The sequence below is a fragment of the Neisseria flavescens genome (assembly GCF_001618065.1).
GTDB classification, from domain to species: domain Bacteria; phylum Pseudomonadota; class Gammaproteobacteria; order Burkholderiales; family Neisseriaceae; genus Neisseria; species Neisseria flavescens_A.
Map to the genome: position 1 here is coordinate 1 of NZ_LAEI01000014.1, position 24,017 is coordinate 24,017.

At 48.8% G+C, this 24,017-nt stretch carries 18 protein-coding genes and 2 pseudogenes; 16 read left to right on the forward strand and 4 right to left on the reverse strand.

Features of this window, described 5'->3' with window-relative positions; all coding sequences use genetic code 11:
* The first annotated feature begins 362 nt into the window (after positions 1-362).
* Positions 363-1,592: a tetratricopeptide repeat protein gene (locus tag TW89_RS02730; RefSeq protein ID WP_128580475.1), complete on the forward strand. Its 1,230-nt coding sequence runs from the start codon at positions 363-365 to the stop codon at positions 1,590-1,592.
* 44 nt (positions 1,593-1,636) lie between these two features.
* A pseudogene (coaBC, locus tag TW89_RS02735) lies at positions 1,637-2,827 on the forward strand (bifunctional phosphopantothenoylcysteine decarboxylase/phosphopantothenate--cysteine ligase CoaBC).
* Between the two features lie 66 nt (positions 2,828-2,893).
* Here coaBC and era read toward each other — a convergent pair.
* The gene (gene era, locus TW89_RS02740) at positions 2,894-3,823 is read right to left on the reverse strand and encodes a GTPase Era (RefSeq protein ID WP_128580476.1); all 930 of its coding nucleotides are present in this window, start codon (positions 3,821-3,823) and stop codon (positions 2,894-2,896) included.
* A gap of 64 nt (positions 3,824-3,887) precedes the next feature.
* The gene (gene rnc, locus TW89_RS02745) at positions 3,888-4,607 is read right to left on the reverse strand and encodes a ribonuclease III (RefSeq protein ID WP_003683027.1); all 720 of its coding nucleotides are present in this window, start codon (positions 4,605-4,607) and stop codon (positions 3,888-3,890) included.
* A gap of 254 nt (positions 4,608-4,861) precedes the next feature.
* On the opposite strand from rnc, the gene TW89_RS02750 reads away from it, so the two are divergent.
* The 3 genes from TW89_RS02750 to nusB all read left to right on the forward strand — a co-directional run bounded on the left by TW89_RS02750 (position 4,862) and on the right by nusB (position 6,308).
* On the forward strand, positions 4,862-5,185 hold the full coding sequence (locus TW89_RS02750) for a DUF2185 domain-containing protein (protein ID WP_003748560.1): 324 nt from the start codon (positions 4,862-4,864) through the stop codon (positions 5,183-5,185).
* 93 nt (positions 5,186-5,278) lie between these two features.
* The gene (gene ribH, locus TW89_RS02755) at positions 5,279-5,758 is read left to right on the forward strand and encodes a 6,7-dimethyl-8-ribityllumazine synthase (protein ID WP_128580477.1); all 480 of its coding nucleotides are present in this window, start codon (positions 5,279-5,281) and stop codon (positions 5,756-5,758) included.
* A gap of 121 nt (positions 5,759-5,879) precedes the next feature.
* Positions 5,880-6,308, forward strand: a complete 429-nt coding sequence (gene nusB / locus TW89_RS02760; protein WP_049350952.1) for a transcription antitermination factor NusB — start codon at positions 5,880-5,882, stop codon at positions 6,306-6,308.
* 108 nt (positions 6,309-6,416) lie between these two features.
* Here nusB and TW89_RS02765 read toward each other — a convergent pair whose 3' ends face one another.
* On the reverse strand, positions 6,417-6,830 hold the full coding sequence (locus tag TW89_RS02765) for a type IV pilin protein (RefSeq protein WP_128580478.1): 414 nt from the start codon (positions 6,828-6,830) through the stop codon (positions 6,417-6,419).
* A gap of 287 nt (positions 6,831-7,117) precedes the next feature.
* On the opposite strand from TW89_RS02765, the gene TW89_RS02770 reads away from it, so the two are divergent.
* The 10 genes and pseudogenes from TW89_RS02770 to nagZ all read left to right on the forward strand — a co-directional run bounded on the left by TW89_RS02770 (position 7,118) and on the right by nagZ (position 21,474).
* A complete protein-coding gene (locus TW89_RS02770; RefSeq protein WP_128580479.1) occupies positions 7,118-8,299 on the forward strand; it encodes an efflux RND transporter periplasmic adaptor subunit in 1,182 nt (393 codons plus the stop codon).
* 81 nt (positions 8,300-8,380) lie between these two features.
* Positions 8,381-10,318, forward strand: a complete 1,938-nt coding sequence (locus TW89_RS02775; RefSeq protein ID WP_128580480.1) for a MacB family efflux pump subunit — start codon at positions 8,381-8,383, stop codon at positions 10,316-10,318.
* Between the two features lie 63 nt (positions 10,319-10,381).
* Entirely contained in the window at positions 10,382-11,764 is a 1,383-nt protein-coding gene (locus TW89_RS02780) for a TolC family protein (protein WP_128580481.1), read from the forward strand.
* A 112-nt stretch (positions 11,765-11,876) separates the two neighbouring features.
* Entirely contained in the window at positions 11,877-12,743 is an 867-nt protein-coding gene (locus TW89_RS02785; RefSeq protein ID WP_128580482.1) for a DUF808 domain-containing protein, read from the forward strand.
* A 55-nt stretch (positions 12,744-12,798) separates the two neighbouring features.
* Positions 12,799-14,346, forward strand: a complete 1,548-nt coding sequence (gene lnt, locus TW89_RS02790) for an apolipoprotein N-acyltransferase (RefSeq protein WP_128580483.1) — start codon at positions 12,799-12,801, stop codon at positions 14,344-14,346.
* A 280-nt stretch (positions 14,347-14,626) separates the two neighbouring features.
* Positions 14,627-15,490: an RNA polymerase sigma factor RpoH gene (rpoH, locus tag TW89_RS02795; protein ID WP_128580484.1), complete on the forward strand. Its 864-nt coding sequence runs from the start codon at positions 14,627-14,629 to the stop codon at positions 15,488-15,490.
* Between the two features lie 148 nt (positions 15,491-15,638).
* Positions 15,639-16,891 (forward strand): annotated as a pseudogene (gene hemA, locus TW89_RS02800) (glutamyl-tRNA reductase).
* Positions 16,892-17,137: 246 nt separating this feature from the next.
* Positions 17,138-18,637 carry a DegQ family serine endoprotease gene (locus TW89_RS02805; protein ID WP_128580485.1) on the forward strand — a complete coding sequence of 500 codons (1,500 nt, stop codon included), beginning with the start codon at positions 17,138-17,140 and terminating at the stop codon, positions 18,635-18,637.
* A 133-nt stretch (positions 18,638-18,770) separates the two neighbouring features.
* Entirely contained in the window at positions 18,771-20,291 is a 1,521-nt protein-coding gene (locus tag TW89_RS02810) for a Na+/H+ antiporter NhaC family protein (RefSeq protein WP_128580486.1), read from the forward strand.
* A gap of 97 nt (positions 20,292-20,388) precedes the next feature.
* The gene (nagZ, locus tag TW89_RS02815) at positions 20,389-21,474 is read left to right on the forward strand and encodes a beta-N-acetylhexosaminidase (RefSeq protein ID WP_128580487.1); all 1,086 of its coding nucleotides are present in this window, start codon (positions 20,389-20,391) and stop codon (positions 21,472-21,474) included.
* A gap of 79 nt (positions 21,475-21,553) precedes the next feature.
* Here nagZ and TW89_RS02820 read toward each other — a convergent pair whose 3' ends face one another.
* Positions 21,554-22,300, reverse strand: coding sequence for an amino acid ABC transporter permease (locus TW89_RS02820; RefSeq protein WP_128580488.1), 747 nt, complete (start codon positions 22,298-22,300; stop codon positions 21,554-21,556).
* A gap of 327 nt (positions 22,301-22,627) precedes the next feature.
* Here TW89_RS02820 and yegQ point away from each other — a divergent pair, with 327 nt between their 5' ends.
* Complete coding sequence (yegQ, locus tag TW89_RS02825) at positions 22,628-23,983, forward strand: tRNA 5-hydroxyuridine modification protein YegQ (RefSeq protein ID WP_003679384.1); 1,356 nt, start codon at positions 22,628-22,630, stop codon at positions 23,981-23,983.
* Positions 23,984-24,017: the final 34 nt, after the last annotated feature.

Here is a 24,017-nt window from a genome sequence, read left to right on the forward strand (position 1 = left end):
TTAGCAAATGTCAACTAAAATTATCGAAAATTTTAACCAACTGTGTTATACTGTCTGCTTCGTTTTCTTCACCGCGTCAGCAGCGAAGAACCGAACTATACGCCCCCAAACAAAACCAGTCAACACCCAATTTCAAAAAAATTAAATTTTTCACAACTATCTGTATTTAAATAATTTAAAATTTATTGAATTTTATCGTTCGATAGAACAGATACCCTAAAGATAAATAGTCCTGCAGCTTTGCTCTTATTTGCCACATTCAAACACTCTATATCTCTATATTACTGGCGCTTTAGTCCCATCTACTCTTACAATCTCTACTTTCTCCAATAAAACAATTATAAATTTAGAATGTCCCTATTATGAGTAACGAAAAGATTCAACAAAAATTTGAACAAGCATATCACTCTTTTATTGAAGAGGAAAATTACGAGGAAGCTCTAAAACGTGCCGAGATTCTTTGCCTTCTCAATCCACAATCTGTCGAATTTCATCATAAAGTTGCTTATGCCTATCTGAAGCAATTGAAATGGGAAAAAGCCATTGAGGCTGAAATGAAAACGCTAGAGCTGGATAGTACCTATATTCCTGCTTTGGATTTACTTGCGCATGCTTATGGCGCTCTAGATAATTGGGAAAAAACCGGGTTTTACGGTCATCAGGCTTTGGTTCTAAAAGACAAAGCCATCCTAGATCTAGAACATGAAATCATTCCGACACCAGCTCCAAAAAACGGCAAACGGATTATCTCCTTTTCTTTATTTGGCAATAATTCCAAATATATTGAGCCTGCCGTCTTGAATACCCAGCTTGCGCCTGTGCTTTTCCCCGGTTGGACATGTCGTTTTTATGTTGACGATTCTGTATCGGCTGAAGCTATTCAACGATTTAGAAATAACGGTGCAGAAGTGATTAAAGTTGGCGCTCCATTGGACAACTGGCCGGGTACAATGTGGCGTTTTCTTGCCATTAATGATCCCGAGGTTGAATACGTTATTTTCCGTGATGCAGATTCTATTATTTGTTATCGTGATGCAGCGGCCGTATCCGAATGGATAAAAAGTGGCACCCTATTCCACACTATTCGCGACTCAGGCTCGCATACTGCCCTGATTCTTGCGGGTATGTGGGGGGCTAAAGCGGGTGCAGTCCCAGATATGCAGGAAAGGATTCAAAACTTTGTCGACGAGGGCTATCCTTCCAGACATTTTGCCGACCAAGATTTTCTAGAAAAAGAATTGTGGGCCTATATCCGTCAGAATCTGTTTGCACATGACAGATTATTTGATTTCTGTAATGCACACGAAATTCCCGGCGAGTTCTACTCTAATTATCAAATCGCTTTCAGCGAAGGGGTTACCAGCTTTAATGCAACGACTGATTATGAAGACGGCAGTCTGGCAAGATGGACGCTGTACTCCAGTGCTTCGCCTTTGGTCAATCCGGACTACTCGCTCAATGTTGTTCCTGAATTTAAAGTCTGCAGTTATGTGACTGAAGTGAAAAACGGGGTGGTTTCAGCGTTCTTGCCGAAGAGATATGGCAATGCAATTAAAGCAAAACTGGCCAGAATCAACATCGAACAAATCTAATTTGATTTGATTCCTATATCTCTCATTTCATGAACCCATTATTTATGAGCAAACACATTCTCCTCGGCATTACCGGCGGTATTGCGGCATATAAATCTTGCGAACTGGTCAGACTACTGAAAAAGCAAGGACATTCTGTATCAGTGGTAATGACAGATTCTGCGACAGAATTTATCTCCCCGCTGACTTTCCAAGCTTTAACCGGCAATCCTGTTTTATCGGATACCTATTCAGGTGCTTCCAATAATGGCATGGCACACATCAACCTGACGCGTGAAGCTGACGCATTTCTTATTGCACCTGCAACTGCCAATACAATTGCCAAAATTGCCAACGGATTGGCTGATAATCTACTGACCAACTTGGTAGCAGCCAGGAAATGCCCTTTGGCTGTTGCTCCTGCAATGAATGTCGAAATGTGGAACAACCCTGCCAATCTGCGCAATATTGAGCAGTTGGTTTCAGACGGCATTACCGTGTTTTACCCAAACAGTGGTGAACAGGCTTGCGGAGAAACAGGCACTGGCAGAATGGTCGAAGCGGTCGATCTGGCAGATTTGCTAGAGGATTTATGGACACCCAAGCTACTGAGCGGCAAAAAAGTTCTGATTACAGCCGGTGCAACGTTTGAAGCCATCGATCCTGTCCGCGGCATTACCAATATTTCCAGCGGACAAATGGGCATGGCTTTAGCACGTGCGTGCCGTGCTGCCGGAGCGAAAGTCACGCTGATTTACGGTCAAATTCAGACGGCCTTGCCAGCAGGCTTGGCTCATTCCGAACAAGCTGTCAGCGCAGAAGCCATGTATCAGACGGTTCATCGCCATATTCCGGAACAAGATGTCTTTATTTCCGTTGCAGCTGTTGCAGACTATAAAGTCAAAAACAGCAGCAACGAGAAACTGAAGAAAAACGGCAATCAGCCCCCGGTTATCGAACTGGCGGAAAATCCGGATATTCTTGCATCCGTTGCCGCCCTACCTTCTCCACCGTTCTGCGTCGGCTTTGCAGCGGAAAGCCATCAGGTTTTGGAATTTGCTCGGGCAAAACGTTTGCGCAAAAACGTTCCAATGCTGGTAGCCAACCAAGTTTCCGTTTCCAGTAGGGTAACGCCAACCAATACAAATCACCATTATTGATCGACCTTGCTAGAAACCTCTACTTTCCGGAAACATACCAAACGCCAAGCAGCGGATAGAAATCGTACAAACGTCTGGCTAGAATTGTTGGCTTAGAATAAAAACAAAAAACAAAGGCCGTCTAGTAAATTTTCAGACGGCCTTTTGTTTGAATACATTAAATTACAGCCCCAATTCGCGCAGAAAACGAATATCGTCTGCCCAACCGGATTTCACTTTCACCCAAATCTTCAAAAAGATTTTGGTATCAAACAATTTTTCCATATCAAGGCGGGCTTCAGTAGAAATTTTCTTCAATTTCTCCCCACCCTTGCCAATCAAAATCGCCTTTTGGCTGTCTTTATCGACCAACACCGCGATATAAATGCGGAACAGTCCGCTTTCCTCTTCCTCAAACTGCTCCACTTCAACATTCATCGCATACGGCAACTCTTCGCCCAAATAGCGGAACAATTTTTCGCGCACAATCTCCATCGCTAGGAATCGGCTGGATTTATCCGTCACCATATCTTCCGGATACATCGGGATACTTTCCGGCAGATACGGCTTGAGCAGTTCCAACAGATTGGCAATACGCAGGCCATGTTTCGCGCTGACTGCCTCACTGGCAGCAAATTCAAACTCTTGGCGCACTTCATTGATAAAAGCCTCAAGCGCAAATTTGTCTTTAGCTTTATCTTTATCGATTTTATTGACCACCAATACCACAGGCGTATGTTTAGGTAATTGCTTCAACACCACGCGGTCGGCATCGGTAAAGCGCATGGCTTCCACCACAAAAACCACCACGTCCACGCCGCTCAGCGCTTCGGTTACGTTTTGATTAAGACGGTCATTCAAGGCATTGCGGTGATTGGTTTGAAAACCCGGCGTATCGACAAACACAAATTGCGCCGTGTCGTCGGTGTAAATACCTGTTACACGGTTGCGCGTGGTTTGTGCTTTTTTACTGGTAATACTGATTTTCTGACCGATTAAATGGTTCATCAGCGTGGATTTGCCGACATTAGGACGACCTACGATGGCCACAAAGCCGCAACGATAATCCGTCGGGTGTTGCGACTCGTTTTGCAAAAAGGTTTCGATATCCATTTATATATGACTTTCATGATTGTTTCAGACGGCCTTTGCATTTTCTCAAAGGCCGTCTGAAATATTATTTTTTAGCTTTTTTCAAAGGAAACTTCTGTTCCAACCACTCCAAGGCTTCACATGCCGCTTTTTGCTCGGCCACTTTCCGACTGCTGCCGCGTGCATTGCAGATAAAACCGAGTTCGCCCAAATCACAGGAAATCACAAACATCGCATCAGCCGTCTGCTCCGCCTGCTCTTCGATTCGGTATTTCGGCAGGGCAAAGCGGCGTGCCTGCAAGGCTTCCTGCAAAGCGGTTTTACTGTCTTTCTTGCCGATATTCAAATCCGCACGCTTCACGCGTTCCGCAAACAAATGGCGAACCACTTTTTCCGCCGCAGAAAAATCCGCATCAAAGCTGACCGCCGCAAACATCGCCTCCATCGCATCCGCCAAAATCGAAGGCCGTCTGAAACCGCCGCTTTTCAACTCTCCGGCACCCAAATACAAACCGTCGCCGACATTCATTTCCAACGCGATTTCAGCCAACACGCCTTCATTTACCAAAGCCGCGCGCATCCGCGACAGCTCGCCTTCCGACAATTTCGGAAACGCGTCAAACAACATCCGCGCCACGGAATAGTTCAAAATCGAATCACCGACAAATTCAAAACGCTCATTGTGTTTGGCATTGTAGCTGCGGTGGGTCAAAGCCTGCTGAAGCAGCTCCATATTGCGGAACTCATAGCCCAGACGCTTTTGAATCGCTCGATGCGCCTGCTGTTTGAGCAAATCAGGTTTCATTCCATACTTTCAAAAAAACAGCCGGAAAGCACGCTTCATCCGCAGTGAAACAAAATAAAAAGGCTACACCGGCAACTTTTTTATTTTGGCTCATTGTTTCTTGCGTCCCTCAAGCCGATAAACAATCAAAAGCCGTCATGTTCAAACCTGACGGCACTTACCGACATTGTACCATCAAACCGCCCCTGCACACATCCGTGCGGAAAAGCAGCGAATCGTGTAAAATCATGCCAAATCATCTCTTTGTCAACTCCATGAACAAATTTGCCCAAGCATTGGCCGCAGCGCTCGACCGCTGCATCGTTACCAACACCGTTGCCGAACAAGGCGAGCCCGTCGGCTTCCTCTACCGCGAAGCCCCCGTATTTGAAAACGACAGTGGCTGGCGTATTTTCAGCGGCGACGAAACCGACGAATACACCGACAATCCCGACAATTTCAGCATTGTCAGTCTCTCCGCCATTACCGCAGACAATCCCGACATCGCGCCCCTGCTAACTCAAGCAGAAGGCAGCGCGTGGGAATTGAACGAAGACGGCGAGTTCCAAGCCGTTGCCGATTGGCAGCCGCAAGAATAACCCATCCCAATTTCATTTCAGACGGCCTTCTTTATAACAAGGCCGTCTGAAACCGAGCCGAATCCCTATTTCACAAATATTGAAGGAATCATCATGAACATTATCGAACCACGCCTCGATGGCACCAACCTGCGCATCGGCATCGTTCAAGCCCGTTTTACCAACGAAATCGGCAGCGAAATGGTCAAAGTTTGCTGCCGCACCTTAAAAGAATTGGGTGTATCCGAAGACAACATCACGCTTGCCTCCGTTCCCGGCGCGCTTGAAGTGCCTATCGCGCTGATGAACCTTGCTTCATCCGAACAATTCGATGCCCTGATTGCTATCGGCATTGTCATTCGTGGTGAAACTTACCACTTTGAATTGGTATCCAATGAGTCCGGCGCAGGTGTCAGCCGCGTTGCCCTTGACTACAACATCCCTATCGCCAACGCCATCCTGACGACTGAAAACGACGAACAAGCCGTTGCACGCATCGAAGAAAAAGCCTCCGATGCTGCCAAAGTTGCCGTAGAATGTGCCAACTTGGTCAACCATCTTTTGTCAGAACAATACGAAGACGACGAAGAATAAGCTTCTCCCCGTATTGAATACCGCATATTTTCAGACGGCCTCTCAATCATGATATTGAGGCCGTCTGAATCATTCAATATTCAGCCGATAACCATCGGCTCTCTCTTCACAAGGAATACCCATGAAAAGCCCACGCCGCCGCGCACGCGAGCTTGCCGTACAAGCCATTTATCAAGCAGGCATCAACAAAACTGCCGCTCCCGAAATCGCCAAAAACATCCACGAACTGTCCCAAACATCCAATATGGATGAAGAGCTGTTCAACAAACTGTTTTTCGGCGCACAAACCCATGCCGAAGAATACATGGAAAAAATCAGCCCCCTGCTCGACCGCGACGAAAAAGACCTCAGCCCTATCGAACGCGCCGTTTTGCTGGTTGCCTGCCACGAATTGAGCACCATGCCTGAAACCCCTTACCCTGTCATCATCAACGAAGCCATCGAAGTCACCAAAACTTTCGGCGGCACCGATGGCCATAAATTCGTCAACGGCATCCTCGACCAACTGGCTTCCCGCATCCGCCCTGACGAACCACGCCGCAAAGGCTAAGCTGGGCTTCACATCGGGTTGAGATTACCAATCTTTGCCCTGTATAAGCTAATGTACTTATGCAGCCAAACCATCAAAAAGGCCGTCTGAAATTCAGACGGCCTTTGTTTATTTCTCATCTGGGAGCGTTTCATAACCGGGGCAGTTTTGTTTATCGCTGTTTGCCCAAATGATACCGCTGTCGTTGTAATAAACAGTACAAGTTTCATCGGCATTGGTTTCTTTATTGGGTACAGCCTTCAAAATATAACCTGAATCAGAAGGATCTGCACCTTTGGAAAAACTAATATCGAAATATTGATTTTGCTGCAAATTTTCGGCAGGAAAATCCTTAAAAGTACTTTTTTGAGTATAGTAGCGTTCAAGTTGTTGGGCATTATGCAGCATCTGTGTGCGGACGGATGCGAGACGCGTTTGGCGGATGTAGTTTTGATAAGACGGATATGCGATGGTAGCAAGAATGGCTGCAATCAAAACGACTATCAGCAGCTCGATAAGCGTGAAGCCTTGTTGGTGTTTCATTTTATTTGTGTCGTTAATAATTGGAATAAGACATGAATATTATAGTCGTTTTCTTGCGGCTTAAATGTTCAGATTCGGAGGGAGTTTGGGAATTTATGTAAACGAGGTACAAGTTCTGAAAAATATTTTTATTCTTTTATTTTTATTTCAATAAGTTAAACTTCAATTTGAGCCGACCGTCTCTTGGTTGGCCTTGGTCTTTACAGTAAAATCCAGTTGTTTTTTGTTTCTATCAATACATTTGTTGCTTGTCTGCGACGTTATTTTATTGAATTGGTTCCTTTTATATGTCTAAAGTTTTCAAGTGGGCGGCCGGTACGGCTGTTGTGGTAGCAGCGGCTTTCGGCGGCTGGTCTTTGATGAAGCCTGAGCCTCAGTCTTCTTTTATTACAGAAGTGGTCAAACGCGGCGATATCCGTCAAACCGTGTCGGCAACCGGCGAAATCTCTCCTTCCAATTTGGTATCCGTGGGCGCAGAAGCTTCAGGTCAGATTAAAAAACTGTATGTGAAACTGGGCCAACAAGTGAAAAAAGGCGATCTGATTGCAGAAATCGACTCAACCAATCAGATCAATACCTTAAATACCGAGAAATCCAAACTGGAAACCTATCAGGCAAAATTGGTTTCTGCAGAAATCACGCTTTCCAGTGCGGAGAAAAAATATAAACGCGAACTTGCCTTATGGAAAGAACAGGCAACTTCCAAGGAAGACTTGGAATCTGCACAAGACTCTTTAGCCGCAGCCAAAGCGAATGTCGCCGAACTGAAGGCCGCCATCAAACAATCAAAAATCTCCATCAATACGGCCGAATCCGAACTGGGCCACACGCGGATTACCGCCACCATGGATGGCACCGTGGTCGCCATTCCTGTTGAAGAAGGCCAATCCGTCAATGCGGCGCAATCTACGCCGACCATTATCCAGCTGGCAAATCTGGAAACCATGTTAAACAAAATGCAGATTGCAGAGGGCGACATCACGAAAGTTAAAGCCGGTCAGGATATTTCGTTCACCATTTTGTCCGAGCCGGACACCCCGATTAAAGCGAAATTAGACAGTGTCGACCCCGGCCTGACCACCATGTCTTTGGGCAACTACACCAGCAGCACGGACACGACTTCCAATGCGATTTACTACTATGCCCGCGCACTTGTACCGAATCCCGAAGGCAAACTTTCTATCGGTATGACCACTCAAAACACGATCGAAATCAACGGCGTGAAGAATGTTTTACTGGTACCGACGCTGACCGTGAAAAAACATAACGGCAAATCCTATGTCAGCATTTTGGGCGCAGACAATAAAGCGGTAGAACGCGAAGTAACCGTCGGCTTGAAAGACAGCATGAATACCGAAATCAAAAGCGGCTTGAAAGAAGGCGAAAAAGTGATCGTTTCTGAAATGAGCGCAGATGAAAAGAATAAGAGCAGCGAACGCGCGATGATGGGTGGCGGCCCTCCTCGCTGATTGATTAAGGCCGTCTGAAAGGTTTGGCTGTGTTTCAGACGGCCTTAGTTCCTGTATTTCTATTTTTCGCCCGGAAAGATTATGAGTTTAATCGAATGTAAGAATGTTAACCGTTTTTTCGGTAGCGGTGAAAACCGTGTACACGTATTGAAAGATGTCAGCCTTTCTATTGAGAAAGGCGACTTTGTAGCGATTATCGGACAGTCCGGCTCAGGCAAATCGACGCTGATGAATATCTTGGGCTGTCTGGATACCGCCACCTCCGGCTCTTATCAAATCGACGGCATCGAAACATCGCAAATGCAGCCGGATGAGCTGGCGGCTTTGCGCCGTGAGCGTTTCGGCTTTATTTTCCAGCGTTACAACCTGTTAAGCTCGTTGACCGCCCGAGACAACGTTGCCCTGCCTGCCGTCTATATGGGCATGGACAGCAAAGAACGCGCAGAACGTGCGGAAAAACTGTTGGGCGATTTGGGCTTGCAAAATAAAGAAGGCAACAAACCCAGCGAACTTTCCGGCGGTCAGCAACAACGCGTTTCGATTGCCCGCGCGTTGATGAACGGCGGCGAAATTATCTTTGCCGACGAGCCGACCGGCGCATTGGATACCGCCAGCGGTAAAAATGTGATGGAAATCATCCACAAGCTGCACGAAGACGGGCATACCGTGATTATGGTTACCCACGATCCGGGCATTGCGGCAAACGCAAACCGCGTCATCGAAATCCGCGACGGTCAGATTATTTCGGATACGTCTAAAAATCCCGATATTCCGCCAAGCAAAGTAGAGAGGATTAAAGAAAAAGCTTCCTGGTCGTTTTATTACGATCAATTTATGGAAGCATTCAAAATGTCTGTGCAGGCGATTATGGCGCACAAAATGCGTTCGCTGCTGACCATGCTGGGGATTATCATCGGTATCGCCTCGGTGGTATCGGTAGTGGCCTTGGGTAATGGCTCGCAACAAAAAATCTTGGAAGACATCAACTCGATGGGCACAAACACCATCAGTATCTTCCCCGGCCGTGGTTTTGGCGACCGCCGCAGCGGACGAATCAAGACACTGACGATTAATGACGCAAAAGCCATCAGCCAACAAAGCTACGTCGCCTCTGCCACCCCTCAAACCAACTCCAGCGGCACCTTAACCTACCGCAACACCGACCTGACCGCCTCACTTTACGGCGTAGGCGAACAATATTTCGACGTGCGCGGTTTGAAATTGGAAGAAGGCCGTCTGTTTGATGATGACGATGTAAAAACCGATGCCCAAGTCGTCGTCATCGACCAAAACACCAAAACCAAACTCTTCGGCGAAGGTGTCAATCCTTTAGGCAAAACCATCCTTTTCAAAAAACGCCCGTTAACCGTCATCGGCATTATGAAAAAGGATGACAACTCATTCGGCAATTCCGACTCGCTGATGCTTTGGTCGCCGTATACAACGGTCATGCACCAAATTACCGGCGAGAGCTATACCAACTCCATCGTTGTCAAAATCAAAGACGATGCCAACACGCAAGTTGCCGAAAAAAGCCTGACCGAGCTGCTGAAAGCACGCCACGGTACAGAAGACTTCTTTATGAACAACAGCGACAGCATCAAAGAAATGGTTGAAAGCACGACCGGCACCATGACACTGCTGATTTCTTCCATTGCGGTCATCTCTTTGGTGGTCGGCGGTATCGGCGTGATGAACATCATGCTGGTTTCCGTTACCGAGCGCACCAAAGAAATCGGCGTCCGCATGGCAATCGGCGCACGCCGCAACAATATTTTGCAACAGTTCCTAATTGAGGCAGTCTTAATCTGTATCATCGGCGGCCTGTCAGGCGTATTGTTGTCCGCAAGCATCAGCCTGGTATTCAACTACTTTGTTACTAACTTCCCGATGAGCATTTCCATGACTTCCGTCATCGGTGCAGTTGTCTGCTCTACTGCCATCGGCGTCGCGTTCGGCTTTATGCCCGCCAACAAAGCTTCCAAGCTTAACCCGATTGATGCGCTGGCTCAGGATTGATTATGTTTCAGACGGCCTATTATTTTAGGGCCGTCTGAAATGCTGTTACCCGAAAGATTTTTTATGAAGACGAAACCTTTTTCCCAAGCTGCCTTATCCTTGGCTGTTGCCCTTGCCTTAAGTGCGTGCGCCGCACCTAAAGCCAATCCGAATCTGACGCTGGAAGCGACCGGCCAAGTCATGAGCGCGGCGGAAACTGCCGAACGCTACGATGTAAACGGCAACTGGTGGGAAATCTACCAAAGCCAGCAGCTCAACGCGCTGATGGAGCAGGCGCTGGCGAACAATGTCGATTTGAAACAGGCAGCCATCAGCGTCAACAAGGCTTTGTATCAAGCCAATATTTTGGGTGCGGATTTGGTGCCTTCGTTCAGCGGCTCGTTGGGCGCGAACGCTTCTAAAAACCTGAAAACCGGCAGCCACGGCAATACCTTCAGCAGCCAGCTTGGCTTGAGCTATGAATTGGATTTGTGGCGCAAACTCAGTGCCACTGCCGATGCGCAGGTATGGGAATACCAAGCCACGCATGAAGACATGGCCAACACACGCCTGACTTTGATTAATAATATTGCCGATGCGTATTTCAATATCGCCTACCTGAACGAAGCCATCGAGTTAGCGCAAAAATCGTTAAAGCAATATCAGGAAATCAACCGCATTGCGAATGCCAAGTTCCGCTATGGCCGGGCCGATTCAAGCCAGCCGACGCAAGCCAAACAGTCATTACTGAGTGCGGAAAACAGCCTGTTGTCTTTGCAAAACAATTTGGATACGCAAAAACAGGTTTTGCGTAATTTGTTGAATTTAAGGCCGTCTGAAAACATGGCCGCCGATCCGGCACAATTCCGCCTACTGCCAGTCAAAGGCGTGAACTTGGATGTACCGATTACCGTTTTAGCCAACCGCCCCGACCTGCGCGCCGCCGAATACCGCCTTCAAGCGTCGCAACAATCGGTCAATGCGCAAAAACGCAGTTGGTATCCGTCGATTACTTTAGGCGCAAGTTTGAGTACGTCTTCCGATAAAGCGAAAAGTACGTTCAATATCCCCATGTTGGGCGGTTCGGCCACCATCAATCTGCCTTTTCTTAATTGGCAGACCATGAAATGGAAAGACAAAACCGTACAGGCGGAGATGGACAGTGCCAAGCTGAATTTTGAAAAAGCCCTGACCACCGCGCTCAACGAGGTCAACACCAACTACCTTGCCTACAAAAACGCGCAGGCCAGCCTTGCCAATCAAGAACAGCGTTATCAGTTGGACAAGAAAAACAGCCATTACTATCAAGTACGCTACCAACACGGTAAAAACGAACTGAAAGACTGGCTGGAGGCTTTGAATTCGGAATACAGCTCGGCTCAAAACCTGCTGAACCAACGCTATGAAGCCTTAAAATACGAAAATATGGTGTATAAAGCCATGGCGGGACGTTATACGCCGAAATAGCATTTTCAGACGGCCTTTGGTTAATTTCCGTCAACGGCCGTCTGAAAAACATTCAAGCAACTGAATTTTCATATATAATCGCGCGTTTATTTGATTTTATCCGGACAACATTATGGCCTTCGCCTCTCTCTTTACGCTTTTGGACGACATCACCGCCGTTTTGGACGATGTAGCGATGATGACCAAAGTCGCCGCCAAAAAAACCGCCGGCGTGGTCGGTGACGATTTGGCGCTCAATGCCAATCAAGTAACCGGCGTATCCGCCGAGCGCGAATTGCCGATCATTTGGGCGGTGGCAAAAGGCTCTTTGGTCAACAAGCTGATTCTGGTGCCGCTTGCGCTGTTGCTTTCCGCTTTCGTTCCTGCGCTGATTACGCCCTTGCTGATGATCGGCGGTGTTTATTTGTGTTTTGAAGGCGTGGAAAAACTGTTGCACAAATTTCTACACCGCAATGAACACGAAGACGGACATGATGCCGAGCCTGAAGTCACAGACGAAAAAACAAAAGTTAAAGGCGCGGTCCGTACAGATTTCATCCTCTCAGCCGAAATCATCATTATCGCGCTGGGCGTTGTTGAAAAATATGACCTGATGACGCGTTCTTTGGTTATGGCCGCCATCGGTGTCGGCATGACGGCATTGGTCTATGGTTTGGTCGGCATTATCGTCAAACTTGACGACCTCGGCATGATGTTGATGCGCCAAAAAAGCGTTGCTGTGCAAGGTATCGGACGCGGTTTGATTTCATTTATGCCTTGGTTTATGCGCGGCTTGAGCATTGTCGGCACGCTGGCGATGTTCTTGGTTGGCGGCGGACTGATCGCCCACAACCTTGGCTTTTTGCACGATTTCCTCCACGCGCAACATTGGGACAGCGGCATGATGGAACATATCGCCAACTTGGTGGTCGGAGTAGCCGCCGGTGCATTGGCTTGCGCAATCGTCCTGCCTGCAATGAAATTGTTTCAAAAAGACTGATTTTGTTTCCCTGCCGTCTGAAAATTTTTCAGACGGCCTCAATACCATTTAAAGCATGAATATTTTCCGTAAACTCGAACAATATTGGCAACATCCGCTGCTTTACTGGCCGCTGGTTATCTTGATTGCCGCCGCGACACCGTTCACTTTCGCCCCGTATTATCATTTCTGGCTGATGCCGCTGTTGTTTGGCGCGCTAATACGCCTGATTGAGTTACGTCCGCGCTTTGCCGTCATGACAGCCTATCTGTTCGGATTAATCGGTTATACGGCGCAGTTTTATTGGATACACACTGCCTTGCATGATATTTCGGGTTTGCCGGATTCATACGCTATCCCCCTCACCTTCCTGCTGCCGGCTTTTCTCGCGCTTTATCCGGCCATCTGTTTTTGGGTGTGGAAAAAATGCAACCTGGCGCGCTGGGCCAAAACCGGCCTCCTGCTGCCGATTTTGTGGACGCTGGCAGAATTTGCCCGCGAACGTTTCCTGACAGGATTCGGCTGGGGTGCAATCGGCTATTCTCAAATCATCAAAGACAGCCCGTTGGCAGGCTTCGCGCCTTTGGGCGGCATTCATATGGTCACGCTGGCAACCGCTTTCCTCAGCGCATGGCTGGTGTTGCTGATTGACAACCACGGCCGTCTGAAACACCGCCTCCTGCCCTTATTCCTTATCGTTGCACTCTGCTCCGTCGGCTACATTTCCCAACAAACCGAATACACCCGCCCTGACGGCAGCACCAGCACGGTTGCCCTGATTCAAGGCAATATCGAGCAAAATCTGAAATGGAAAGAAGAACAAATCATTCCGACCATTCAGAAATACTACGAACAAATCAGCAAAACCAGTGCCGACATCGTCATCCTGCCCGAGACCGCTCTGCCACTGATGCGCCAAGACCTGCCCGAAGGCATCTTGGAACAATTCGCCGAACAGGCGCAAAGCAACGGCAGTGCATTGGCCATCGGCATCAGCCAATATACGCCCGACGGCAACGGCTACGAAAATGCCGTCATCAATTTGAGCGACTATCACAACAGCACTTCCGATACCATCCCCTACTACGCCAAGAACCACCTCGTTCCCTTTGGCGAATACAAGCCCTTGCCCGCCATTACCGAGCGTCTCTATAAAATGATGGATATGCCTTTGGCCGACTTTCAAAAAGGCGGCGACAACCAGGCGCCTTTGGTGATGAAAGATCAAAAAGTCGCCTTCAATATCTGCTATGAAGACGGCTTCGGCGACGAACTCATTGCAACGGCGAAACGCTCCACCCTGCTCGCCAACATCAGCAATATGGCGTGGTACGGCAAATCCAATGCCATGTATCAGCAGCTTCAACAATCCCAAGCGCGTGCAATGGAACTGGGCCGCTACATGGTTCGCGCCACCAATACCGGTGCGACCGCCATTATTTCCCCTAAAGGTACGATTGTTGCCGAAGCCCAACCGGACACAGAAACCGTCCTCGAAGGCCACGTCAAAGGCTATATCGGCGAAACGCCTTATATGAAAGCAGGCGGCTCAACATGGCTTATCAGCATTTTGGCCGTTATCGGCGTATTCCTTATCCTGATTGGCCGGAAGAAACCAGAATAAAAAATTTTAAGACCTTGTTATACAAGGTCTTTTTTTATTGATAAAACTATTTACATACAGAAATGTTTGTAATATACTTACCCAAAACCTAGCAAATCACTCAAATTTTTTAAAACAATCAAACCTTGCAATTTAAGCAGTAAAAACTATTGAATCTATCGTTAATTTACAGAAAAAATCCAACCCATAACAAAACAAACCACAGGCAGTGTTATACTGCTTGTCACACAATAAACAAAAAGCCGTTTTCAGACGGCCCAATCAAGGAGAGTATCCTTTTATGAATAAAGCTTTTGCATTACCCGTTATCCACAGCGGCAACGGTAGCCTCGAGCAATACATTCATACTGTCAACAGCATTCCCATGCTGACTGCCGAAGAAGAAACACAACTGGCCGAACGTCAACAAAAAGGCGATCTCAATGCCGCCAAACAGCTTATTCTGTCCCATCTTCGCGTCGTCGTATCCATTGCACGCGGCTACGACGGCTACGGCCTCAACCAAGCCGACCTGATTCAAGAAGGCAATATCGGCCTGATGAAAGCCGTCAAACGCTACGAACCAAGTCGCGGCGCGCGCCTGTTTTCGTTTGCCGTGCATTGGATTAAAGCCGAAATCCACGAATTCATTTTGCGCAACTGGCGTTTGGTTCGCGTTGCCACAACCAAACCGCAACGCAAACTGTTCTTCAACCTGCGCAGCATGCGTAAAAACCTGAATGCCTTGTCTCCAAAAGAAGCGCAAGAAATCGCCGACGATTTGGGCGTTAAATTGTCCGAAGTCTTGGAAATGGAGCAACGCATGACCGGTCACGATATCGGCATCATGGCAGAAAACAACGATGACGAAGACAACTTCGCCCCTATCGACTGGTTGGCCGATCACGATGCAGAGCCTAGCCGTCAGTTGTCCAAACAAGCCCACTACGCCCTGCAAACCGAAGGTCTGCAAAACGCCTTGGCGCAACTGGACGACCGCAGCCGCCATATCGTTGAAAGCCGCTGGTTGCAAGACGATGGCGGTTTGACCCTGCACGAATTGGCTGCCGAATACGGCGTATCTGCCGAACGCATCCGCCAAATCGAAGCCAAAGCCATGCAAAAATTGCGCGGTTTCTTGGCAGAAGAAGCGGAAGTCGTTTAAGCCTTTCTTGATAAAAAGGCCGTCTGAATCTTTTCAGACGGCCTTTTCGATGGCAAACCTCATTGTATCTTCTCCCCCAACACATTCATTTTAAAGCCCACTTAAGCTATAATACCCACCACGCACACTACCCAGTCATACCATAACCATGCAACTTACCGTCGTCGGACTTAATCACCAAACCGCGCCCTTGAGCATACGCGAAAAACTGGCATTTGCAGCTGCAAATCTGCCGGATGCCGTGTCCAACCTTGCGCGCAGTGAGGCGGCGGAAGAAGCAGTTATTCTTTCTACCTGCAACCGCACCGAGCTTTACTGCGTCGGTGAAACCGAAAAATCATCGACTGGTTGGCGCAATATCACGACCTGCCTGCCGAAGAAATCCGCCCTTACCTCTATACCTTGGATAACAATGAAACCGTCCGCCACGCCTTCCGCGTCGCCTGCGGTTTGGACTCCATGGTCTTAGGTGAACCGCAAATTCTCGGTCAAATCAAAGATGCTGTCCGCGTTGCACAAGAACAGGAAAGCATCAACACCCACTTAAACGCCCTGTTTCAAAAAACCTTTGCCGTTGCCAAAGAAGTGCGTACCGACACTGCTGTCGGCGAAAACTCCGTATCCATGGCCTCTGCATCGGTCAAAATGGCAGAGCAAATTTTCCCTTCCATTTCCGATCTGAACGTCCTCTTTATCGGCGCAGGCGAAATGATTGAACTGGTGGCAACTTATTTTGCTGCCAAAAATCCCAAGCTCATTACCGTTGCCAACCGCACACACCAGCGTGCGCAGGAATTGTGCGACAAACTCGGTGTCAACGCCGAAGCCTGCCTGCTGAACGAATTACCCGATATTCTTCACGATTACGACGTGGTTGTTTCTTCCACTGCCAGCCAACTGCCCCTCGTCGGCAAAGGCATGATCGAGCGCGCATTGAAAAAACGCCACAACATGCCTGTTTTCCTGCTGGATTTGGCCGTTCCGCGCGATATCGAAGCCGAAGTCGGCGAATTGGAAGACGCATATCTCTATACTGTAGACGACATGATGGACATCGTCCAAAGCGGTAAAGATGCGCGCAAAAAAGCAGCGGCGGCGGCTGAAAGCATGGTGGAAGAAAAAGTCAGTGAATTTATCCGCCTGCAGAAAAACCGTCAAAGCGTTCCGCTTATTCGCGCCTTGCGCGACGAAGGCGAACGTGCGCGCCGCCAAGTATTGGAAAATGCCATGAAGCAACTGGCAAAAGGCGTATCCGCCGAGGATGTCCTCGAACGCCTCTCCATTCAGTTGACCAACAAACTGCTCCACTCTCCGACACGCACGCTCAATAAAGCCGGCTCGGACAACAGCGAATTAATCGATGCCGTGGCGCAGATCTACCATTTGGATCAACACGACTAACCACAATTTAAAGGCCGTCTGAAAGAAGCGAACCGACCGACAGGTCATATTCCAAAGCTTTCAGACGGCCTTAAAACAATAAAATCCCAATCATCATTTTTTCATTTAAAATGAAATGCTTGAAAAAAAACCGTTAAAAATGTAAAAATCCTATTTTATACATTTTAACAGCATTCAAACAATAAAACTGCCTGCCGGCTCAAACTCATGCCGACAATACGATAGGCACCGGCAAAAGGAACTTTCGTGAATATTAAAACAAACACATATCTGGCCCTTGCTGTTCTCTCAGCTTCCCTTCTTTCAGGTTGCGACAAAGTCAGCACCTTTTTCGGCAAAGACGAAAACAAAGAACTCGTTCAACGCATAGAAACCAATACCGATGACGGAAAAGTCGGCATGTTGTTGCCCGACTTCGCCCAACTGGTGCAAAACGAAGGACAGGCCGTCGTCAATATTCAAGCGACACCGGCGAAACGCACTGCGACACCGGATGACGACCACAGCATGGACCTGAGCCAATTCCCCGACAACGATCCGTTTTACGAGTTCTTCAAGCGCCTTGTTCCCAATATGCCCGATATGCCGCAAGAAGATACTGAAAGCGACGATTTGAATTTCGGTTCCGGCTTCATCATCAGCAAAGACGGCTATATCCTGACCAATACCCACGTGGTTGCCGGCATGGGCAATATCAAAGTCCTGCTCAACGACAAACGCGAATACACGGCCAAACTGGTCGGCTCAGACGCCCAATCCGACGTTGCCCTCTTAAAAATTGAGCCGCAAGAAGACTTGCCGGTTGTCAAAATCGGCAACCCGAAAGATTTGAAACCGGGCGAATGGGTAGCCGCCATCGGCGCACCTTTCGGCTTTGACAACAGCGTAACTTCAGGCATCGTCTCCGCCAAAGGCCGCAGCCTGCCGAATGAAAACTACACGCCGTTCATCCAAACCGACGTTGCCATCAACCCCGGCAACTCAGGCGGCCCGTTATTCAACCTCCGCGGCCAAGTAGTCGGCATCAACTCGCAAATTTACAGCCGAAGCGGCGGTTTCATGGGCATTTCGTTTGCCATTCCGATTGATGTTGCCATGAATGTGGCCGATCAATTAAAAGCCAACGGCAAAGTCCAACGCGGTCAATTAGGCGTGGTTATCCAAGAAGTTTCTTACGATTTGGCCAAATCTTTCGGTTTGGACAAAGCAAGCGGCGCGCTGATTGCCAAAATCATGCCGAACAGCGCAGCGCAACAAGCCGGGTTGCAAGTCGGCGATATTGTCCGCAGCGTAAACGGAGAAGAAGTCCGCGCCTCCAGCGATTTGCCGGTCATGGTCGGCTCGATGATGCCGGGAAAAGAAGTGACTTTGAGCATTTGGCGCGGTGGCAAACAAACCGATGTCAAAGTCAAACTTGGCAGCGCAGCCGAACAAACGGAAACTTCTGCAAAAGAAGCCGAACACCCGCAACACGAAGGCGGCCATGACGGATTTACCGTTGAAAATGCAGGCGTTACCCTGCAGGTTGAAAACGCAGACGGCAAACAACGCTTAATCGTTCTGCGCGTTAGCGGTGCGGCCGAACGTGCCGGCCTCAAACGCGGCGACGAAATCATTGCCGTCAGCCAAATCAGCGTCAATGACGAATCAACTTTCCGCAGCGCATTGGAAAGCGCAGGCAAAAACGTACCGCTTTTGGTACAACGCGAAGGCAATACTTTGTTCCTTGCGTTAAATCTGCAGTAGTCCGATTTTTCAGACGGCATGATGATGTGTTAGATGATAAAATACCCATCTGTCAGAGGCGGTGGGTATTTTGTTATCCGTCTTCCAGTTTAGGCCGTCTGAAAATATTTCACCGCTTATATACAATATAATTATGCAACTTATTAATTATTCAAATTCTATTTTATCCATCGTCCCGGCAGCCATTGCGCTCGCTTTGGCCATTGCCACGCGCCGTGTATTGCTGTCCCTAGGTGTCGGCATTATCGTCGGCTCATTCCTGCTGGTAGGCGGTAATCCACTTGATGCCTTGGTTCACTTAAAAGACATGGCTGTCAGCCTGACTTGGTCGGATGGCGATTGGTCTTTGGGCAAACCAAAAATCCTGCTCTTTTTGGTGCTTTTGGGGATTTTCACTTCCCTGCTGACACATTCCGGCAGTAACCAAGCATTTGCCGATTGGGCAAAACAGCACATCAAAGGCCGCCGCGGTGCGAAGCTGCTGACCGCCTGTCTGGTATTCGTTACCTTTATTGACGACTATTTCCACAGTCTTGCCGTCGGTGCGATTGCCCGCCCTGTAACCGACAAATTCAAAGTTTCCCGCGCCAAACTGGCTTATATCCTAGACTCCACTGCCGCACCGATGTGCGTTTTGATGCCGGTATCAAGCTGGGGCGCATCGATTATCGCTACTTTGGCCGGCCTTTTGGTAACTTACAACATTACAGACTACACGCCAATGGGCGCATTCGTGGCCATGAGCCTGATGAATTACTACGCCGTCTTCGCATTGATTATGGTGTTTGTCGTGGCTTGGTTCTCCTTCGATATCGGCTCCATGGCCAGTTTGGAACGCGCCGCTTTGAATGAAATTCATGATGAAACCGTTGAAACAGGCCATCCCAACGGCCGTGTATTCGCACTGATTGTGCCGGTTTTGGTACTGATCGTCACCACTGTTTCCGCCATGATTTACACTGGCGCACAAGCTTCTGAAACCTTCTCTTTGCTCAGCGCGTTTGAAAATACCGACGTGAACACTTCCCTCGTGTTCGGCGGTACTTGCGGTGTATTGGCCGTCATCCTCTGCACCATCGGCACCATCAAAACTAACGATTACCCTAAAGCCATTTGGCAGGGCATCATCTCTATGCGCGGTGCCATTACCATCTTGATTTTGGCATGGATCATCAGCACCGTTGTCAGCGAGATGCACACCGGCGAATACCTCTCCACTTTGGTGGCAGGCAATATCCACGCAGGCTTCCTGCCCGTGATTTTGTTTATGCTCGCAGGCGTGATGGCCTTCGCTACCGGCACAAGCTGGGGTACATTCGGCATCATGTTGCCGATTGCCGCCGCCATGGCCGTCAAAGTCGAACCATCGCTGATTATCCCTTGCATGTCTGCCGTAATGGCCGGTGCCGTATTTGGCGACCACTGCTCGCCGATTTCCGACACCACCATCCTCTCTTCTACCGGCGCACACTGTAACCACATCGACCACGTTACCTCGCAATTCCCTTACGCGCTGACCGTAGCCGCGTCTGCCGCCTCAGGCTACCTCGTGCTGGGCATGACTGGCTCTGCACCTTTAGGTTTTGTGGTAACCGGTATCGTGATGGTTGTGTTGATTTTGATCTTAAAAGACAAGAAAAAAGCAACTGCCTAATTCAAAACCAATATTCAGACGGCCTGAGATATTCCTACACTCTCAGGCCGTCTGAACATAACGATTATCCAATATATACATTATTCAGGACAAAACAATGAATACGCCTCATCTTCCACGCGGCCCAGTCATGGCCGACGTCGCTGCCTATCATCTGACCGAAGAAGAAAAACAACGCCTGCTCGACCCTGCCATCGGTGGCGTTATTTTGTTCCGCCGCAACTTTGAAAACGTTTCCCAGCTCAAAGCTTTGGTTCAAGAAATCAAAGCCGTCCGTACACCTGAACTCATCATCGCCGTCGACCACGAAGGCGGACGGGTTCAACGTTTTATTGACGGCTTTACCCGCCTGCCGGCCATGAACGTATTGGGCGAAATTTGGGACAACGAAGGCAAAGAAGCCGCCTGCGCCCAAGCAGAACAAGTCGGCTGGGTTTTGGCAACCGAACTCTCCGCCTGCGGTATCGACCTATCCTTTACACCTGTATTGGATTTGGACTGGGGTCAATGCGCCGTCATCGGCAACCGCAGTTTCCACCGCGACGCCAACATCGTGACCCAGCTTGCCCTTGCCCTGCAAAAAGGCCTGAACAAAGGCGGCATGAAATCTTGCGGCAAACACTTCCCCGGCCACGGCTTTGTCGAAGGCGACAGCCATCACGTCCTGCCTTGCGACGAACGCAGCCGCGAAGCGCTCGAAGCCGCCGACCTTATCCCCTTCCGCGCACTGAGCCAAGCAGGCATGGCCGCAGTCATGCCTGCCCACGTCGTATACCCGCAAATCGACAGCCAACCTGCCGGCTTCTCCGAAAAATGGCTGAAACAAATCCTGCGCCAAGAAATCGGATTTAACGGCGTTATCTTTTCAGACGACCTGACCATGGAAGGCGCATGTGGTGTCGGCGGTATTAAAGAACGCGCCCACCTTTCTTTTGAAGCAGGCTGCGATATTGTACTGGTGTGCAACCGCCCTGACTTGGTAGATGAATTGCGAGACGGCTTCCACGCACCGGCAAACGCCGACTTGGCAGCACGTTGGCAATACATGGCCAATACATTGACCGTACAAGAAGCTGCCGACATCATGGCAACCGAAGCATTCCAAGCCACCCAACAAGCAACTGCCAAACTGGCAACGCCTAAAGACATCGCAGGCGGTGTCAAAGTAGGCGAAGCATTCTGATTCAAGGCCGTCTGAAACATTGACGGCAAATAAAAAAAGGAAGACTTGAAAAAGTCTCCTTTTTTTTGATTTAAAGCGATTAGCGGTGTTGCGGATTGTAACGGCTTTCCAATCGCAGGAATACCCAACCCAAAAAGCTTGTCAGCACCAAATAAATCAACGCGATTGTATAAAGCGGCTCTTCATAAACAGAATAGCGGCCGGTAATCGTGCTTTGTACATAAGCCAACTCTGCCACGCCGATGACAGAAAGCAATGAGCTGTCTTTCAACAACGTAATAAACTCACTGGCCAATGGCGGCAACATACGGCGCAAAGCTTGCGGCAAAATCACATAACGCATCGCCTGAGTATAGGTCAGACCCAAAGAACGCGCAGCTTCCATTTGACCCTTATCAATCGATTGAATACCGGCACGGAAAATTTCACAAATATACGCACCCGAGTTCGCAACCAAAGCCAAAGAGCCGGCAATCAGCGCACCATAAGAACGGCGCAGATCAACAGCTGCTTCGCCGCTAATCAGCACACCATCGGCCGGGTGAACGAAAAATGGGAACCAAACATAAGCCCAAATCACAATTTGTACAAACAATGGCGTACCGCGAAACAACGTCACATACCAAAAGGAAATCTTACGCAAAACCCAAGCCAAGGCACGCATCGGTGCACCGGCTTTTTCCGGATTGATCAAACGCGCCAATGCCAGCAGCAAACCCAAAACCGAGCCACCTGCCGTTGCAACCACCGTCAGTCCCAGCGTTGTCAACACGCCGTATAAAAACATCCAGCGGTATTCATAAATAATGTCAAAACGAAAATCCATAACCCTTCCGTCGGTCAAAATCGGTAACTAATCCGAATATTTTTTAAAATGAAGCTTGATATTTTACAAGAAAATACATTGCTTGAACGGTTTTTTGTTAAATTATTCCGCCCAACCCTGCTTTTTTTACATTTCCAATGAATTGCAGCCCCTTTTTGCCTTTGCCCATACAGGACATTTTCCGTATAAAAAACAAAGCGCAAACCCGACACAAAATTGACCGAAACACAAAAACAGCGGATAATCCGCCCATTCTTCAAACATCTTTCAGACGGCCTTCCCTCTTCCCTTAAAGGCCGTCTGAAAACATTTTAAAAAGCATAAAACATGAAAGCACCCGAACTCTTATTACCGGCAGGCGGCCTCGAACGTATGCGCGCCGCCTACGATTACGGCGCAGATGCCGTTTACGCCGGCAGCCCGCGTTACTCCCTGCGTGCCCGCAACAACGAATTTGCCAAACTCGACGTCCTCGAACAAGGCATTAAAGAAGCACACGAGCGCAACAAAAAATTCTTCCTGACCGTCAATACGCTGCCGCACAACTCCAAACTCAAAACCTTCGTTTCCGATATGGAACCCTTGATTGCCATGAAACCCGACGCGCTGATTATGGCGGATCCAGGTTTGATCATGACCGTGCGCGAAAAATGGCCGGAAATGCCGATCCACCTGTCCGTTCAGGCAAACACCACCAACTACTGGGGCGTAAAATTCTGGCAAAACATCGGTGTCGAACGCATTATTCTGTCACGCGAATTGAGCATGGAAGAAATCGCTGAAATCCGCCAAGAATGCCCCGATATCGAACTCGAAGTCTTCATTCACGGCGCGTTGTGCATCGCCTACTCCGGCCGCTGCCTGCTCTCCGGTTATTTCAACCACCGCGACCCCAACCAAGGCACCTGCACCAACTCCTGCCGTTGGGACTACAAGGTTCACAACGCCACTGAAAGCGATGCGGGCGACGCCCAGCTTCTGCAAGGTTTCAACTTTGAAAAAGCCCAAGAAGAAGCCAACCAAAACTTTGAAGGCATCAACGGTCAAAAACGCCACCCCTACGCCGACAAAGTTTTCCTGATTGAAGAGTCCAACCGCCCGGGCGAAATGATGCCGATTATGGAAGACGAACACGGCACCTACATCATGAACTCCAAAGACCTTCGCGGCATTGAAGTGGTTGAGAAACTGGCCAAAATCGGCGTGGACAGCCTCAAAGTCGAAGGCCGTACCAAGTCGCTCTATTATGTTGCACGCGTGGCTCAGTCCTACCGCAAAGCGATTGACGATGCCGTTGCAGGCCGTCCGTTTGATTACAGCCTGTTGAGCGAACTCGAAGGCCTCGCCAACCGCGGCTACACCAGCGGCTTCCTTGAGCGCCACCAAACTCAGGATTACCAAAACTACCTGACCGGCCACTCCATCGCCAAACAAAGCCAATATGTCGGCCACGTTACCGAAATCGATGAAAACGGCTGGGCGACCATCGAAGTCAAAAACCGCTTTGCCATCGGCGATTCACTCGAAATCATCCACCCGAGCGGCAACCAAACCATCAAATTGGAACAAATGACCCGCAAAGGCCAGCCTGTCGATGTTGCCCCAGGCAACGGCATTCAGGTCAAAATCCCGAATATGCAAGGCAAAGAAAAAGCTTTGGTTGCTCGGATTATGAATCCTTAAGCATCAACAAAATAAAGGCCATCTGAAAGTTTCA

Bases quoted from the DNA above. Each gene is read 5' to 3' on its own strand.
- TW89_RS02730 (WP_128580475.1), top strand. From the start codon at position 363: ATGAGTAACGAAAAGATTCAACAAAAATTTGAACAAGCATATCACTCT.
- TW89_RS02820 (WP_128580488.1), bottom strand. From the start codon at position 22,300: ATGGATTTTCGTTTTGACATTATTTATGAATACCGCTGGATGTTTTTA.
- yegQ (WP_003679384.1), top strand. From the start codon at position 22,628: ATGAAAGCACCCGAACTCTTATTACCGGCAGGCGGCCTCGAACGTATG.
- TW89_RS02770 (WP_128580479.1), top strand. From the start codon at position 7,118: ATGTCTAAAGTTTTCAAGTGGGCGGCCGGTACGGCTGTTGTGGTAGCA.
- TW89_RS02765 (WP_128580478.1), bottom strand. From the start codon at position 6,830: ATGAAACACCAACAAGGCTTCACGCTTATCGAGCTGCTGATAGTCGTT.
- nusB (WP_049350952.1), top strand. From the start codon at position 5,880: ATGAAAAGCCCACGCCGCCGCGCACGCGAGCTTGCCGTACAAGCCATT.
- TW89_RS02780 (WP_128580481.1), top strand. From the start codon at position 10,382: ATGAAGACGAAACCTTTTTCCCAAGCTGCCTTATCCTTGGCTGTTGCC.
- nagZ (WP_128580487.1), top strand. From the start codon at position 20,389: ATGAATACGCCTCATCTTCCACGCGGCCCAGTCATGGCCGACGTCGCT.
- TW89_RS02810 (WP_128580486.1), top strand. From the start codon at position 18,771: ATGCAACTTATTAATTATTCAAATTCTATTTTATCCATCGTCCCGGCA.
- TW89_RS02775 (WP_128580480.1), top strand. From the start codon at position 8,381: ATGAGTTTAATCGAATGTAAGAATGTTAACCGTTTTTTCGGTAGCGGT.
- lnt (WP_128580483.1), top strand. From the start codon at position 12,799: ATGAATATTTTCCGTAAACTCGAACAATATTGGCAACATCCGCTGCTT.
- rpoH (WP_128580484.1), top strand. From the start codon at position 14,627: ATGAATAAAGCTTTTGCATTACCCGTTATCCACAGCGGCAACGGTAGC.
- rnc (WP_003683027.1), bottom strand. From the start codon at position 4,607: ATGAAACCTGATTTGCTCAAACAGCAGGCGCATCGAGCGATTCAAAAG.
- TW89_RS02750 (WP_003748560.1), top strand. From the start codon at position 4,862: ATGAACAAATTTGCCCAAGCATTGGCCGCAGCGCTCGACCGCTGCATC.
- era (WP_128580476.1), bottom strand. From the start codon at position 3,823: ATGGATATCGAAACCTTTTTGCAAAACGAGTCGCAACACCCGACGGAT.
- TW89_RS02785 (WP_128580482.1), top strand. From the start codon at position 11,877: ATGGCCTTCGCCTCTCTCTTTACGCTTTTGGACGACATCACCGCCGTT.
- ribH (WP_128580477.1), top strand. From the start codon at position 5,279: ATGAACATTATCGAACCACGCCTCGATGGCACCAACCTGCGCATCGGC.